The 14,956-nt window shown below is 68.4% G+C and carries 14 protein-coding genes; 7 read left to right on the top strand and 7 right to left on the bottom strand.

Annotated features, from left to right (window positions below):
* Window positions 1–11 precede the first annotated feature (11 nt).
* The 5 genes from ACQ7JA_RS09275 to ACQ7JA_RS09255 all read right to left on the bottom strand — a co-directional run bounded on the left by ACQ7JA_RS09275 (window position 12) and on the right by ACQ7JA_RS09255 (window position 7,194).
* The gene (locus tag ACQ7JA_RS09275) at window positions 12–752 is read right to left on the bottom strand and encodes a fimbrial biogenesis chaperone (protein WP_430896867.1); all 741 of its coding nucleotides are present in this window, start codon (window positions 750–752) and stop codon (window positions 12–14) included.
* Complete coding sequence (locus tag ACQ7JA_RS09270; protein WP_430896865.1) at window positions 752–1,270, bottom strand: Csu type fimbrial protein; 519 nt, start codon at window positions 1,268–1,270, stop codon at window positions 752–754. The genes ACQ7JA_RS09275 and ACQ7JA_RS09270 overlap by 1 nt, the downstream gene beginning before the upstream one ends.
* A 203-nt stretch (window positions 1,271–1,473) precedes the next feature.
* On the bottom strand, window positions 1,474–3,780 hold the full coding sequence (locus tag ACQ7JA_RS09265) for an ATP-binding protein (protein ID WP_430896863.1): 2,307 nt from the start codon (window positions 3,778–3,780) through the stop codon (window positions 1,474–1,476).
* Between the two features lie 200 nt (window positions 3,781–3,980).
* Entirely contained in the window at window positions 3,981–6,386 is a 2,406-nt protein-coding gene (locus tag ACQ7JA_RS09260; RefSeq protein ID WP_430896861.1) for a DNA polymerase II, read from the bottom strand.
* 7 nt (window positions 6,387–6,393) lie between these two features.
* The gene (locus tag ACQ7JA_RS09255; RefSeq protein ID WP_430896859.1) at window positions 6,394–7,194 is read right to left on the bottom strand and encodes a ferritin-like domain-containing protein; all 801 of its coding nucleotides are present in this window, start codon (window positions 7,192–7,194) and stop codon (window positions 6,394–6,396) included.
* 168 nt (window positions 7,195–7,362) lie between these two features.
* Here ACQ7JA_RS09255 and ACQ7JA_RS09250 point away from each other — a divergent pair, with 168 nt between their 5' ends.
* Together ACQ7JA_RS09250 and ACQ7JA_RS09245 are read left to right on the top strand one after the other, a co-directional pair.
* Window positions 7,363–7,959 carry a cysteine hydrolase family protein gene (locus ACQ7JA_RS09250; RefSeq protein ID WP_430896857.1) on the top strand — a complete coding sequence of 199 codons (597 nt, stop codon included), beginning with the start codon at window positions 7,363–7,365 and terminating at the stop codon, window positions 7,957–7,959.
* A 43-nt stretch (window positions 7,960–8,002) separates the two neighbouring features.
* Window positions 8,003–8,137 carry a hypothetical protein gene (locus tag ACQ7JA_RS09245; protein ID WP_430896855.1) on the top strand — a complete coding sequence of 45 codons (135 nt, stop codon included), beginning with the start codon at window positions 8,003–8,005 and terminating at the stop codon, window positions 8,135–8,137.
* Window positions 8,138–8,149: 12 nt separating this feature from the next.
* Here the strand turns inward: ACQ7JA_RS09245 and ACQ7JA_RS09240 are convergent, their stop codons facing one another.
* Both ACQ7JA_RS09240 and ACQ7JA_RS09235 read right to left on the bottom strand, forming a co-directional pair.
* On the bottom strand, window positions 8,150–8,941 hold the full coding sequence (locus ACQ7JA_RS09240) for a LytR/AlgR family response regulator transcription factor (RefSeq protein WP_430896853.1): 792 nt from the start codon (window positions 8,939–8,941) through the stop codon (window positions 8,150–8,152).
* Window positions 8,938–10,038, bottom strand: coding sequence for a sensor histidine kinase (locus ACQ7JA_RS09235; protein ID WP_430896851.1), 1,101 nt, complete (start codon window positions 10,036–10,038; stop codon window positions 8,938–8,940). The genes ACQ7JA_RS09240 and ACQ7JA_RS09235 overlap by 4 nt, the downstream gene beginning before the upstream one ends.
* A 236-nt stretch (window positions 10,039–10,274) precedes the next feature.
* On the opposite strand from ACQ7JA_RS09235, the gene ACQ7JA_RS09230 reads away from it, so the two are divergent.
* From ACQ7JA_RS09230 to ACQ7JA_RS09210, 5 genes are all read left to right on the top strand, one after another.
* Window positions 10,275–11,492, top strand: coding sequence for an exo-alpha-sialidase (locus ACQ7JA_RS09230; RefSeq protein ID WP_430896849.1), 1,218 nt, complete (start codon window positions 10,275–10,277; stop codon window positions 11,490–11,492).
* Window positions 11,492–12,205, top strand: coding sequence for a hypothetical protein (locus ACQ7JA_RS09225; RefSeq protein WP_430896847.1), 714 nt, complete (start codon window positions 11,492–11,494; stop codon window positions 12,203–12,205). The genes ACQ7JA_RS09230 and ACQ7JA_RS09225 overlap by 1 nt, the downstream gene beginning before the upstream one ends.
* A gap of 23 nt (window positions 12,206–12,228) precedes the next feature.
* On the top strand, window positions 12,229–13,029 hold the full coding sequence (locus ACQ7JA_RS09220; RefSeq protein ID WP_430896845.1) for a hypothetical protein: 801 nt from the start codon (window positions 12,229–12,231) through the stop codon (window positions 13,027–13,029).
* A 13-nt stretch (window positions 13,030–13,042) separates the two neighbouring features.
* Entirely contained in the window at window positions 13,043–13,936 is an 894-nt protein-coding gene (locus ACQ7JA_RS09215; protein ID WP_430896843.1) for an alpha/beta fold hydrolase, read from the top strand.
* Between the two features lie 141 nt (window positions 13,937–14,077).
* Window positions 14,078–14,881 (top strand): SPFH domain-containing protein, encoded by an 804-nt coding sequence (locus ACQ7JA_RS09210; protein WP_430896841.1) that lies wholly within the window; start codon window positions 14,078–14,080, stop codon window positions 14,879–14,881.
* Window positions 14,882–14,956: the final 75 nt, after the last annotated feature.

The following is a 14,956-nucleotide window of genomic DNA, read 5'->3' as shown; positions in this document are numbered from 1 at the left end:
GCCCTGCACGTCTATTCGCGGACGGCGGCCGCCTGGACCGCTTGCGCGTTCACCGTCGTATGCACGGACACCGCCCCCTGGACCAGGGCCGCGCTCTCGGCCGGCAAGCGCCAGGCGCGGCTGCGGCCCGGCAGGGCGTAGCCGAGCAATCCCTTGCTGAGCTGAAATTCCTTGCCGCCTGCGCCACGCAGCGTGGTGGCGCCCAACTGCGCATGCAGGGCGCCGTCGTTACTCACTTGCAGGAACCAGGCGCCGTCCTTCTGGCGCAGCGACCAGCGCAGGACCGGCGCGGCCCGGTCGTCCGGCGGCAGCACGAACACCGGCACCGAATACTGCAGCCGGATGGCGACGCCGCCCCCGGACGCGTCGCCGCGGGGAATCTCGTCGATGAGGATGCGGTAGGTCTGCTCGCCGGTTGGCGGCGCGCCGTTGCGGCGCACCAGGCGCACGGTCTGGGTACTGTTCGGCGCGACCTCCATGATCGGCGGACTGGCCACGACGTCGGTGGCGGGCGTGAGCACGTCCTCGCCATCCTTCTGGTCCCAGACGAACACCCTCACCTGGCCGTGCAGCGCCTGCTCGCCCAGGTTCTGCAGGGTGACGCCGGCCGCCGTCTGGGCCGCCCGGAAGCTGATCGAGACCGGCGAGATCTGGAGGTTGGCCGCCTGGACCGCGCCAGGCGCCGCACCGGTGGAGAGCAGGATCGCCAGCACGGGCGCGAGGGCGGCGGGACGGCGGACGCGGTCGCTCATCAGAAGTAGACCGTGGCGGTAATGGTCGACTTGTAGGCGTCCGGGGCCGGGGTGGCCTGAACCGGGATTTCGCCATACACGGTCAGGGTCTGGGCGCTGCCGGTGCCGGTGCCGCCCAGGGTGTCGGTGCCCTGGGTATTGCCCCACTGCCCACCGCCCGAGGTCTGGTACAGGTTGAAGCGAACGGTGCCGGTGTTGGCCCCGGTGCCGCTCATGTAACGGGTGGTCCCGGTCGAGCCCGCGCCGGTGCCGGCGTTCAGGCCGATGTTATAGGGAGTCGTATTGGTGCAGGTGACATTGATGTTCGAGTTGCCGGTGACCGCCTGGTTCAGGATGCCCTGGTTCTGGCCGAAGTCGATGCCGGTGGCCGAGATCGTGCAGTCGGCAATGATGCGCATGGTCACGTCGAACGAAGCCGCCTTCGGCACGCCATTGCTGTAGACGGCGGCGCCGGCCAAGCCGGGCGCGACCGTAGCAGCGAGGATGATGGCGGCGAAATGACGGGTACGCGATTTCATTGTTGAGCTCCTGTTATCGAAAAAGCCGGCGGCATTGCCGTAACGAAATAATCGCATAATCCGGCAAAATCGGTAAAGCCGGTATTGCTGTTTTTACCGATTTCGCGTGATTTCTGATGCCTGAGAACAACAATATGACGAAATCATGCAGTTAGCATGACCCTGAATGGGGAATTGGGGTGTCGATCGCGCGGCCGCCCCGCTCAAGAGACGGACCGGGTCGCCTGTTGCAGCGGAAGCTCGATATGGAACACCGTGCCGCCTCCCGGCCGGTCCTCGAAGCGCAGCTGGCCGCCGTGTTCGAGGACGATTTGGCGGCTGATCGCAAGGCCCAGACCGGTACTGGTCTTCTGGTCGGCCTCCGGATCTGCCTGGGCGAAGCGCTGGAACACCCGGGTGCGAAACGCCGGCGGAATGCCGGGTCCGCGGTCCGCCACGCCGATTCTCACCTGCCCGCCGCCGTCGGCGATGGTGACGTCGACGCTGCTGCCGCCGGGCGCGAACTTCACCGCGTTCGACAACAGGTTGAGCAGGACCTGGGTGATGCGGTCGCGGTCGAGTTCGACGACGAGCTGTTCCACTTCCGGCGTCCAGGAGGGCGCCAGGGTCACGCCCGCATCCGCCGCCTGGACCCGGATCGCCGCGAGCGCGTCGAGCACCACCGGCAGCAGGCGCTCGGGCTGTGGCTGCACCGCCACCTTTCCGGAGGCAACTTTCTCGATGTCGAGCATGTCGCTTACCAGGCGCACCAGGCGTTCGCAGTGACGGTGCGCGATGCCGACCAGTTCCTGGGCCTCGTCGTCGAGGTGGCCGGCGGCGCCCGACTGCAGCAGGGAAAGGGAGGCGCGCATCGAGGTCAGCGGCGTGCGCAGCTCGTGCGAGACGGTGGCGACCAGCTCGTTCTTCATCTGGTCGACGCGTTTGCGTTGAGCGATGTCGCGCATGAAGACGCTGAAGAAGCCGCGCTCGCCCTGCCCCGCGCTGCCGACCGACAGCTCGACCGGCAGCTCGTTGCCATGGCGGTCGACCACGATGCGCTCGATGCGCCCGCTGAGGTCGCGCGCGATGCCGGTGTTGCGGTATTCCTGCAGCGCGCGCTCGAAGCCGGCCTGGTAGCGGCGCGGCAGCGCCAGCGCACCGAGCGAACGGCCGATGGCTTCCTCCCGGGTCCAGCCGAGCAGCAGCTCGGCCTGGGAATTCCAGTCGGTGATCACGCCCGAGCGGTCGATGCCGATGAAGGCGTCCTGGGCGCTCTCGACGATCGTCTGGATGCGCTGGGCGGTCTGCTGGACGGTCGCCAGCGCGCCGGCCAGTTCGCGGGTGCGCTCGTCGACCCGCTGCTCCAGGGTCTCGTTGAGCGTCTCGAGCTGGCGGCTGCGGCGCAGCAGGTCGTCCAGCAGGGTGTTCAGCGCGCCCGACAGGCTCTGGACTTCATCGTAGGACCGCCCCGCCGGGGTGATGGCGGCGGCTTCGCCCTGGCGGATCCGGTCGGCATCGTGCTGCAGCTGCTTGATCGGCTGGGTGATCCAGTTGGCCACCAGGCCGCCCGCCAGCGAGAACAGCACCGCGAGGCTGACGCCGGTCCACAGTGCATACTGGCTCAGCTTGCGTACGGGCGCATAGGCGTTGTCCGCATCCTGGCGCAGCAGCACCACCCAGCCCAGGCCCGGATAGTCGGCGTAGCCGCGGGTCTGGCTGTAGCCGACCAGGTAGTCCTTGCCGTCGCGCCAGGTCTCGAGCTGATAGCCGACCCCCTTGTCACCCCTCGCCTGGTCGAGGCTGCGCAGCTCCAGCTTATCGCCCAGCAGCTCCGGTGGTCCCAGCAAGACGGTGCCGTCGCGGCTGACGATCAGCGCCTGGACCTGCCGGCCGGACTGGATCGGCTGGATCACCGACCGCTCGACGTCGCGCGCCCATTGCCAGGAAAGATGGGCGCCGAGCACGCCGGACGGCCCGCCCGCGTTGCCTGCGACCGGGAAGGCCACGTCGACGAAACGCAGCGGCTGGCCGTCCTCCGAGGGAAGCAGCTTGGCCAGCTTGACCGCCTCGTGAACGTCGCCGACGTAAATGCCCTTCAGGGCGTTGCCGAACCAGGGGCGCTGGGCCACGTTCGCACCTTCCAGCAGGCCGCGCGCGGCGGCTTGCACGGTACCGTCGACTCCGGCAATTCCCAGCCAGCTGTAGTAGCCGTAGCTGCGCACGGCGTCGTCAAGCATGCGCCGGCGCTGGGCCGCCTCGCGCACCGGGTCGAGTTCGGCCAGGCGCTTGGCCACCAGGCCGACTTCGCGGTAGCGCTCGAACATGCCGCGGTCGAGCTTGTCGGCTGTCTGCTGGGCCAGTTCGCCGAGCCCGTTCCCGATGTTTTCCTTGACGTGCTCGGTGGCCTGTCGGTGCACCAGGGCGACGAGGATGACGGTCAGGACGATGGACAGAACTGACGAGGCCAGCGCCATGTAGCTCGACAGCCCGCTGGGCAGGAGGGATCTGATCGCAGATTGAACGGTCGGCATGGACGGGTAGTCTCTCGTTTCTTCTGTTTAGCGGAGTCTACAATACGCACGGCCGCGCTTGGCGCTTGCCTGTCCACTCTATGCGCAGCGCATGCTCGCTGCACTGCGCCATGACGGAGGATTGCATGCCGTACGCGCGTCGTCAGGGTCGTCGCAGCCGACGGCAACACCGATGAACCTGGACAAGACGTCGGGGCGAACTAGAACAGGTCTCGCTGCGGACTGGTAAGACGCGCGAAGCTGTCGCCCAGGAAGGGCAGGATCGCGTCGGCGATCGGCTCCAGCTGTTTGCTCAGGTAGTGTTCGTAGTCGATGGCGGCGCGGCGCAGTTCCAGCGGTTCCGGCCCCGCCGTCGTCATCACATAGCGGATCCAGCCGCCGTTGCGGTATTGCGGCTGGCGCCCCTGGCCCACGTGGTAGGCGTCGGCCATGCGCGCCGCGCGCACGTGTGGCGGCACATTGCGTTCGTAGTCGTCCAGCGGGCGGCGCAGGCGCTTGCGGTAGACCAGCAATTCATCGAGTTCGCCGCGCAGGGTGGCCGCCACATAGTCCGCCACCCAGGCCTCGAATGCCTCCCCCTTGAAGATGCGCCGGTAGAGCTCCTGCTGGAAGCGCTGCGCCAGCGGCGACCAGTCGGTGCGCACCGTTTCCAGGCCCTTGTAGACCACGTCCTCGCTGCCGTCCGGCAGCAGCACCAGGCCCGCATAACGCTTCTTGCTGCCCTCGTCCGAGCCGCGCACGGTCGGCATCAGGAAGCGCCGGTAGTGGGTGTCGAATTCCAGCTCGAGCGCGCTCTCGATCCCGTATTCCTCGGCCAGGTGCGCGCGCCACCAGGCGTTGACCTGCTCGACCAGGCGGCGGCCGATCGCCTCCGCCGCGTCTTCCTCGTGGGCGCGCCCCAGCCACACGAAGGTGGAATCGGTGTCGCCGTAGATGACCTGGTAGCCCTGCTCCTCGATCAGCGCGCGGGTGCGGTGCATGATCTCGTGGCCGCGCATGGTGATCGACGAGGCCAGGCGCGGGTCGAAGAAGCGGCAGGCCGTCGTACCCAGCACGCCGTAGAAAGCGTTCATGATGATCTTCAGGGCCTGCGAGAGCGGCGCGTTGTTCTCGCGCTTGGCCGCGTCGCGCCCCTCCCACACCGCGCGCACGATGCCGGGCAGGCAGTGTCGGGTGCGCGAGAAGCGCCCGCCACGGAAACCCGGCACCGTTTCCTGTTCCGGCTCTTCGAGGCCCACGACCAGGCCCACGGGGTCGATCAGGAAGGTGCGGATGATCGAGGGATACAGGCTTTTATAATCGAGCACCACGACCGAGTCGTACAGGCCGGAACGCGAATCCATCACGAAGCCGCCAGGGCTGTCGGCAGCCGGCACGTCGCCGATATTCGGTGCAACGAAGCCCTGGCGGTGCATCAGCGGCAGGTAGCGGTGCTCGAAGGCCGCCACCGAGCCGCCGCTGCGGTCGACCGCGAGCCCGGTGACGCTGGCGCGTTCGAGCAGGAAGCGGATGAGCCCCGTCTTCTCGAAGATGCGGGTGACGAGTTGGCAGTCCTTGAGGTTGTACCAGGCCAGGGCCGGCTTGTCTTCCGCGAACATGCGGTTGATCTCGTCCATCCGGCTGTAGGGATTGTCGATCGCCTTGCCTTCGCCCAGCAGGGTCTGCGCGACCGACTCCAGGCTGAAGGACGGAAAGCTCCAGGTGGCCGAGCGCAGCGACTCGATCCCGTCGATGACGAGGCGGCCGGCGATATTCACAAAAAAGTGTTCGGAGCGGCCGTGGGTGCGCGTCTCGATGGCGCTGCCATCGCGGCCCAGGCGCAGCGGCCGGCCCTGGCGCTCGGCCGCCTGCACTAGCATGCGCAGGTCGAACTGGATCACGTTCCAGCCGATGATGGCGTCGGGATCGTGGCGCGCGACCCACTCCTCGAGGCGGTCGAGCAGTTCGCCCCGGCTGGCGCAGTAGTCGAGCGCGAAGTCGTCGGCGCCCGCCGGCGGCATGTCCCCGTTGGGCGCGCCAAGCATATACACCTGGCGCTGGCCGCAGCCTTCCAGGCCGATGCAATACAGCTCGCCATGCTGGTTGGTCTCGATGTCGAGCGAGGCCAGGCGCAGTACGGGGCGGTAGTCGCCGTCCGGGCGCAGCTGGGCCGCTTGCAGCAGCGCCGGGTGCGCCGGGTCGGGCCGCCCCTGGAACAGGACCGGCGCCGTCACGAAGCGCTCCATCAGGTAGCGCTCGGTGGGCTTGACGTCGGCCTCGTAGACGTCGATGCCGGCCTCGCGCAGGCGCTTCTCGAAGCGCAGCAGCTGGCGATAGTGGCGGCAGTACAGGCCCACGACGGGGCGGTGGCGGAAGTCGCGCAGGTTCAGGTCGCGCAGCTCCCAGCCCCCGCGCGCCTTCGCATCCTGGTGCAGCAGCTGCTCGGCCGCCTCGCGCTGTTCGAGCGGGATGAAGGCGAGCGCCGGCTGCGGCGGCAGCCGCAGGCAGCGCGGGCCATCGTCGGTGGCGAGCCAGTATTCGACTTCGCAACCCGCGTCCGTATCGCGCCAGTGGCGCGTGAGCAGGAAGCCGCGCGCTTCCCTTGAGTCTTCTACGATGTCGCTCATGGCCGGCTCAGGCGAAGCGCGCCAGCTCCGCTTCGCTGAAGCCCGCCTCGCGCCGCGCATCGAGGTTGAACGGCCCCTTCAGGACCGGGGCCTTGTACTCGACCGTCAGCGCGGCATAGGTGGAAACCGGTTCCAGGCCGCGTTCCTCGCACAGCTGGACATACCAGCGGTTGCCGATCTCCACATGACCGACTTCATCGACCAGCAGCACGTCGAGGATGGCGGCGGCGGCCTGGTCGCCGGCCTGCGCCAGCTTGGCGCGCAGCGGCGGAATCGCGTCCAGCCCGCGCGCCTCGAGCGTGCGCGGCACCAGGGCCATGCGCGCCAGCACGTCGCCGCGGGTCTTCTCGACCATCTCCCACAGGCTGTCGTGGCCGGGAAAATCGCCATAGCGGTAGCCGAGCGTCTCCAGGTGGGCGCACAGCATCGTGAAGTGCAGCGCTTCCTCGCTCGCCACCCGCAGCCAGTCCGTATAGTACGCAAGCGGCATGCCGGGGAAGCGCCACAGGGCGTCGAGCGCCAGGTTGATGGCATTGAATTCGATGTGGGCCAGCGCGTGCACCAGCATGGCGCGCCCCTCCACGGTGGCCATGGAGCGGCGGCCGACCAGGCGCGGCGGCACCAGCTCGGGTTTTGCCGGGCGGCCCGGTATGCCCTCAGGCGCCTGCAGGCCGGCAGCGGGGTCGACCGTCCAGTCTCCGCTGCGCACTGCCGCGGCCAGCGCGGCCACGGCGGCGGTCTTGCGGGCGGGATCGGTTTCCAGCAGGGCCTGCAATGCGCATGCGCGAAGTTCAGGCGGGTTCGCCATCTCGTCAATCAAGGTAGGAAGCAAAGGCGCTAGTGTACCAAAGGCATGCCGCAGGAGTGGGCATCGGCCGCGGTGCTGCGGTAACGTCGCGCACCGGCAGATGGCCGGTGGAAGACGGCGGCTATTCCCCTCGCAACGCATTGCCAATGGCCGACGCCGTGCTCTACCATGCACCTTCCCATCTGCCATGGACACGCCGTGACGCCCGACTCTCCCGCCCTGATCCTCATCGATATGCAGCAATGCATGGCCAGCCTTGATGCGGTCCAACGCAACAACCCTGGCGCCGAAGCGAACATCGCGGCCCTGCTCGATGCGTGGCGCGGCCGCGGCGCCCCCATCGTCCACGTGCGCCACATCTCGCGCTCGCCGGACTCCGGCTTCGCGCCGGGCCAGCCGGGCGCACTGTTCCAGCCGGCCTTCGCCCCGCGCGCGGGCGAGCACGTGGTCGAGAAGAACGTGCCGGACGCCTTCGTGAGCTCGACGCTGGAACGCTGGCTGCGGGTGCGCGGGATCGACCGGCTGGTCGTCGTCGGGGTCAGCACCAACATCTCGGTCGAATGCAGCGTGCGCAGCGCGGGCAACCTCGGCTTCGCGGTCACGGCCGTCGAGGATGCGACCTTCACCTTCGCGCGCAGCGACTACGCAGGCGTGGCGCGCAGCGCGAGCGAGGTGCATGCGATGTCGCTGTCGAACATGGCGGGCGAATACGCAACGGTCGCGAGCACGAAGCAGCTGCTGGCAACAATCCTGCAAACGACGTAGCGCCATTACCCGCCGCGAATGCCTGCTCGGCTTCGCGCTCGGCATGACCTTCGGCGCCGTGCTGCCGGTGCTGGTGGGCGGGGTGATCGCTCTGTTCGCCTGGCTGGCGCGCCTGATGTTCGGCACCCTGGTGCGGCTGGCCCGCGGCTGGCCGGTGCGCGGCGCCGGCCTGCCTTGAGGCCCCGCCGTCTTACATCTGCCGGAACAGGTGGGCGTAGACGGGACTGACGCGCGGCTTTTCCGGACGGTTGCGCAGGTTCAGCTGCAGCTTGCCCAGGTGATCGCGCGCGGCGCTGGCGACGCATGCCAGGTTGACCACGGTGCTGCGGTTGACCTGCCGGAAACGCGCCGGGTCGAGCTGCGGCAGCAGTTCGCGCAGCGGCACGCGGATCAGGACCTCGCTGTCGGCGGTCGCCACGCTGACGTATTTGTCGGCGGCCTGGAAATAGACGACATCCTGCACCGGGATCATGCGCACCACATTGCCCACGGCGGCGCGCACGAAGTCCAGCCGCTGGTCCGCGGGCGCCGCGCCCGCCGGCAGCAAGGCCTGCAGGCGTTCGACCAGGTGCGCCAGGGGATCGGCGTCGTGCCGCCGCTCCGCCAGCAATCCCTGCAGGCGCTCGACGGTGCGCGCCAGGCGTGTCTCGTTCACCGGCTTGAGCACGTAGTCGGCCGCCGCCTGTTCGAAGGCCTGCACCGCATAGTCGTCGTAGGCGGTCACGAAGACCACGTGCGGGAACGGTGACGGACCTTCCCAGCGCTCGGCCAGTTCCTCGGCCGCTTCGATCCCGCTCTGGCCCGGCATGCGGATGTCCAGGAACAGCACGTCCGGGCGCAGGCGGAGGGCCTGCTCCACCGCGGCGACGCCGTTGACGGCCGTCCCGACGATCTCGAGTTCCGGCCACAGCTTCCCGAGGATGCGCGCGAGGGTCGCCGCGAGGATCGGTTCGTCTTCTGCAATCAGGGCGCGGATGTTCATGTGGTCTCCATGGGAAGGGTGAGCCGGACCTGCGTGCCGCTCGGCTGTCCGGGCGTGAGGATGAGGGCGGCGCGCTCGCCGTAGAGGACGCGCAGGCGCTCGCGGGTGGTGTCCATGCCGACCCCGCCGCCCTTGCGCCGACTGCCGGCGGTATCCACGCCGATGCCGGTGTCGCACACCCTGATGTCGAGCAGGCCATCGCGCGCTTCCGCGCTCAGCAGCACTTCGCCGCCGTCGATGGCCGGTTCCAGCCCGTGCACGATGGCGTTCTCCACCAGCGGCTGCAGCAGCATGGGCGGCAGGCGCGCACCGCGCAGTTCCGGCGGCAGCGCGAGGCGGTAGGCAAGGCGCTCGCCCATGCGCACCTGCATCAGTCCTAGATAGGCTTCCATCGCGGCGAATTCCTCGCCCAGCGTGGTGGTGTCGGCGCGGGTGGCGCCCAGGGTGGCGCGCAGGTACTGGATCAACTGGTCGAGCATGGTGTCGGCGCGGGCCGGGTCGAGCGCGATCAGGCCCTGCAGGTTGGCCAGGGTATTGAACAGCATGTGCGGCTCGATCTGTGCCTGCAGCAGGCGCAGCCTGGCCTGCAGCGCCTGGCGCTCGATGGTCTCGGCGCGCAGCCGCGCCTCGTTGTTCTCGCGCTCGACGCGCGCCATGCGCTCGCGGTGCTCGACCAGCAAGGTCATGACGATGAGCCCCATGAAGGTGAACACGATCATGCTGACCCGGCCCGTCGTCAGGTACTCGGCCAGCGGCGGCGGCCGGTGGCCAAGCACGACGGCGCCGGCGTGGATGCCGCAGAAGTGTGCGACCGGCGCCACCACCAGCATCAGCCCGACCAGCGCCGGCCAGCGCAGGCGGGTCGCTGTCGGAGCCGCATACCAGCGCAGACGCACCGCATCGACGACGGCGAAGCCGCTCACGCCGATGCACAGCGAATACACCAGCTGTTCGTACAGGGTTTCCGGAAGGCCGACCGTCAACACGATGACGAGGGCGGCGAGCGCACTGACCGCTGCTGCCGGGCCGAGGTCGCGCAGCACCCTGGGGGCGATCGGCGCGGCGGGGTGCGAGGGAGGATGGTCGGCAAGCATCATGTGGGAGCGTGGTGTTTGTATCAACAGCCGGCATTCTGCCCCGCCACCATTTTGCGGGCAAGGCGGCTGCGACGAGGTCCCCCGGCGGCGCCGTCAAGCGGCTTCCTCAGGGCGTGAACTGTCGCAAAGTTGGGCGCAGATGCATATTCAATGTGTCCAATTGATGACCTTTCCTGTAGGATAATGGCTTTGCTCAAGACGGACCGGGTTCGCGCCGGGTCCTGCCCAGGATGCTTATGCAGCGTACCCCGCCCGCTCGCGGCACAGCCAGCCGCCGCACCGTCTTCGCCTGCGCGGCCATCGTGCTGGCGCTCGCCCTTGTCGAAGGCGGACGCTGGGCCCGCGCCGCGCGCGCCGCCGCCGCCCCGTCCTCGGTCGAGGCCCTCGTACCGGGCGAACTGACCCTGTCCGAGCTGTCGCGTTCGCTGGTCCCGATGCCGAAGAATACCCCGTCCGCCCACGCCAGCGCCCTGGCCACGCTGCCGGGCGACCGCATGGTGGCCTTCTGGTGGGCCGGCAGCCGCGAGAGCGGCCCGGACGTCAAGGTCTACGCTTCGCGCTGGAGCAACGGCAAGTGGGGCGAGCCCTGGATCGTTGCGAGCCGCGATTCGCTCGGCAAGGCCCTCGGCTTCGGCGTGCGCCGCATCGGCAATCCGGTCGCCTGGACCGGCCGTGACGGCCGCATCCACCTCTTCGTCGTCGCCACCGGCCTGGGTGGCTGGGCCGCGTCGCGCGTGGTGCACATGGTGTCGAGCGACGATCCCGTGCCCGGGAAGCCGGGCCACGGCGCCATGCCGGCGCCCGCCGCCAACGACGGTATTCACTTTTCGGTGCGCCGCGTGCTGCCGGCCTCGCCCCTGTTCAACACCAGCACCCTGGTGCGCACCTCGGCGGTCGGCCTGACCGATGGCGGCTGGTGGCTGCCGCTGTACTTCGAACTGGGCATCAAGTACCCGATGCTGATGTCCTTCGACGCCGACGGCGATCCGACCTGGGTGGGCCGCATCGGCGCCCGCACCACCACCTTGCAGCCGGCCATCGTACCGGTCTCGCGCACCGAGGTGCGCGCCTGGATGCGCGACGCCAGCGACGAGCGCCGCGTGCAGCATGCGCTCAGCCGCGACGGCGGCGCCAACTGGGAAGACCTGCCGCCCCTCAGCCTGCACAACGAAAGCACCTCGGTGGCCGCGCTGCGCCTGGCCAACGGCGACTTCCTGATGCTGCACAATGACGCGGTGAAGGGCGGCTCCTCGCGCAGCACCCTGCGCCTGTCGCTCTCGAAGGACGGCCATACCTGGCGCACCATCGCCGACGTGGCCAGCGGCCCGGCCGGCGACGAGTTCTCGTATCCGACCATGCAGCTGGTCGGCAGCGAGCTGCATGTCACCTATACCTTCCAGCGCCAGGCGATCGCCCATCACCGGTACCGTGTCACCATTGGAGAGCGCATCTGATGATCCTGCCTGAACTGTCCTGGCAATTCCTGTACGGCCGCATGGCCTGGGCACTGGTGCTGGCCGCGCTGGTCGTGGGCAGCTGGCCGGGCGCCTGGCGCCTGCCGCGCCGTGTGCTGGTCGCCATCGTGGCGGCCTGCGGCGTGCTGGTGGCGCTGCCGGGCGAGGCGTCCGGCGCCTGGCACCTGAGCCTGGCCTTCCAGTACCCGAGCGGCCTGCTGCTCGGCCTGGCCGTGTGCGCCCTGCTGCGCCGCTGGCGCGGGGGCACCACGGTGGACGCACCGCTGCTGCCGCTGCGCGCCGCCGCGTTCATCGCTCTGGTGGGCGCCGTGCTGTATCTCGACGCCTTCGGCCTGCTCTCGCGCGGCTACTACTATGCCGGCTTCGGGCCGAACGCCGCGCCGCTGGTGGCGGTGCTGCTGGCCGCCGGCTGCGCCTTCGCCATCGCCACGGGCCGCGCGCGCGAACAGGGCGCGGCCCTGCTCGGCGCCTGCGCCCTGTTCTCGCTGGCGCGCCTGCCGTCCGGGAACCTGTGGGATGCCGTGCTCGACCCGCTCTTGTGGGCCTGGGCGCTGGGCACCCTGCTGGTCGCCGCAGTGCGCCGCCTGCGCCGCGCCCGCCGCAGTCTGCTTCAGCCGGAAGCGCCTGTCACGGCGTCCGAACCGGCCCTGCACGCTCTCGGTGCCGAACCGTTTTCACCCATCAAGGAGTAGTTTTGAGTCACAAGAAGTCCTTCATGCATCCTGCCATCGCCACCGGGATCGCCATCAATGTGTTCGTGCTGGCCCTGGCCGTGTTCTGGTCGGGCGACCCCAGGGAGCTGTCGCGCCTGCTGGTCGAGGACGGCATCGTCGAGTGGTCGCAGTTCCTCTGCTTCAGCGCGATCGCCGGCCTGCTCGGCTATACCTTCGTCCAGCGCGTCAAGGCGGGCGGCGCCTCGATCCTCGAACTGCTGGCCCTCGGCGGCCTGAGCGCCCTGTGCGCGCTGGCCGCGCTGGAAGAGATCAGCTGGTTCCAGCGCATCCTGCAGGTGCAGTCCTCGGAATTCTTCCTGCAGAATAACCGCCAGGGCGAGACCAATCTGCACAACCTGGCGGTCGGCTCGGGCAGCCTGCACAAGAACGTGCTGCTCAAGCTCATCTTCGTCGCCGGCATCACCCACAACCTGATCCTGCCGCTGGTGGCGCGCGCCAAACCCGGCGTGCAGCGCTGGGTCGAGTCGCTCGGCCTCTACCTGCCGCCGCTGTCGGCCTCGGTTCCCTACCTGGTGCTGGTCGCCCTGTCGCACGTCCTGATCGACCACCCGCGCAAGGGCGAGCTGGGCGAGATGTTCGGCGCCATGCACTACCTGGCCACCGTCTATGCCGCCTACTTCGTCGGCGTGTCCTATGGCCGCAAGCCGATCTTCGACCGCGAGCCGGAGGCGGGGCGTTTGACTACCCTGTTCTGCATGTTCCTGGTCTTCATGCTGTTCATGGGCTGGCTGCTGAGCGCGGGCGCGGGCGCCGACCTTTCCGGCGTGATGTCGGGCGACTAAGCCAATTCACCCAATGCTTGACTCCCTCTTCCCCGGCTTCACATCGTTCTCCACCGAGGTGGCCGGCGGGGTCGCGATCCATGGCGTCGTCGGCGGCGAAGGGCCGCCCCTGCTGCTCCTGCACGGCCACCCGCAGACACACGCCATCTGGCACAAGGTCGCGCCGACCCTCGCCAGGCACTTCACCGTGGTGGCCTGCGACCTGCGCGGCTATGGCGATTCGTCCAAGCCGGAAGCCCAAGCGGAACACGCCAGTTACAGCAAGCGCACCATGGCGGCCGACATGCTGGCGGTAATGCGGGCACAGGGCTTCGAACGGTTCGCCGTGATGGCGCACGACCGCGGCGCCCGGGTCGCGCACCGCCTGCTGGCCGACCACCCGCACGCGATCGAACGCGCCGTGCTGCTCGACATCGCGCCGACCCTGGCCATGTACGAGCAGACGGGCGACATGTTTGCGCGCGCCTACTGGCACTGGTTCTTCCTGATCCAGCCGGCGCCGCTGCCGGAGCGCCTGATCGAGGCCGACCCGCAAGCCTATGTGCGCGACGTGATGGGACGCAGGAGCGCGGGGCTGGCGCCTTTCGATCCGCGCGCCCTTGCGGAATACACGCGCTGCCTGGCCTTGCCGGGGACGGCGCGCGGCATCTGCGAGGACTACCGGGCCGCGGCCGGCATCGACCTGGAACACGACCGGATCGACCGGGATTCCGGGCGCCTGCTCGACACGCCCTTGCTGGTGCTGTGGGGTGCGGACGGCGTGGTGGGGCGCTGCTTCGATCCGCTGCGCGAGTGGCGCCGGCTGGCGGCACGGGTCGAGGGTGAGGCCCTCCCTTGCGGGCACTACATCGCCGAGGAAGCGCCGGACGCACTGCTGGCGCAAGCACTTCCCTTCCTGCTGGGCTAAGCCACCTTGACACGGCGCAGATCCGTATCGACGACCGTGACAATGGGTGGATTTTTTCTCTACTAAAAATGCTATCGTGCAGCACGCACGCCGCCCGCTCAGGCGTGCCTTGTCCTGAACGAGCCACTAGAAGAGAAATCAATGAAAAAGATCATCCTCGCCATTGCCGTCGCCATCGCCGTCGGCACCCTCGCCACCGGCTGCACCATCGTCGACACCGGCGAAGTTGGCCTGCGCGTGAATTTCGACAAGACCATCGAAGCCGAAGAGCGCGTCGCCGGCAGCTTCAACCAGACCGTCATCGGCAAGATCCTGACCTTCCCGGTCAAGGATGTCACCGTGGACGTGCAGAACCTGACCCCGCTGGCCGCCGACAACTCGACCATGAAGGACTTCGACATCAGCGTGATCTACAACATCACGCCCTCGTCGGTGTCGGACCTGTACATCAACAAGAGCCGCTCCTTTCACACGGTGGACGACAGCGGCGACATCTACCTGATGCACGCCTACATCTACCAGACCGCGCGCAATGCCGTGTACAAGACCGCCCGCAAGTACGAGGCGCTGAACATGAACGACAACCGCGCCCAGATCGAGCAGGAAATCCAGGAAATCATGGCCGCCACCCTGAATGCCGAGAAGCTCAACGGCATCGTGATCTCGCAGGTGCGCGTTGGGAGCATGATGCCGAGCGACGCGGTCAAGGCCAGCGCAGACAACCTGGTGCGCGCCAAGAACGAAGAGAAGACCAAGGAAGTCGAGGTCCAGATCGCGAAGAAGGAAGCCGAGCGTATCGCGGCCCTGAATGCGAACGCCGGCGCGATCAGCTATATGCAGGCCCAGGCGCAGATGAAGATCGCCGAGGGCATCGCTGAAGGCAAGGTGCAGACGGTGGTGATCCCTTACGACTTCAAAGGCATGGTCAATGTGACCGCGAAGTAAGCCTGACTAACAAAACCCGCTTCTTGCTGCAAGCGCTATAAGGTCGTGAACTGAGCCGACCTGAGTGTCCGCTGT

The organism is Massilia sp. BKSP1R2A-1, from assembly GCF_050586525.1.
GTDB lineage: Bacteria > Pseudomonadota > Gammaproteobacteria > Burkholderiales > Burkholderiaceae_D > Telluria.
This window is presented reverse-complemented; position numbering and strand designations above follow the sequence as displayed.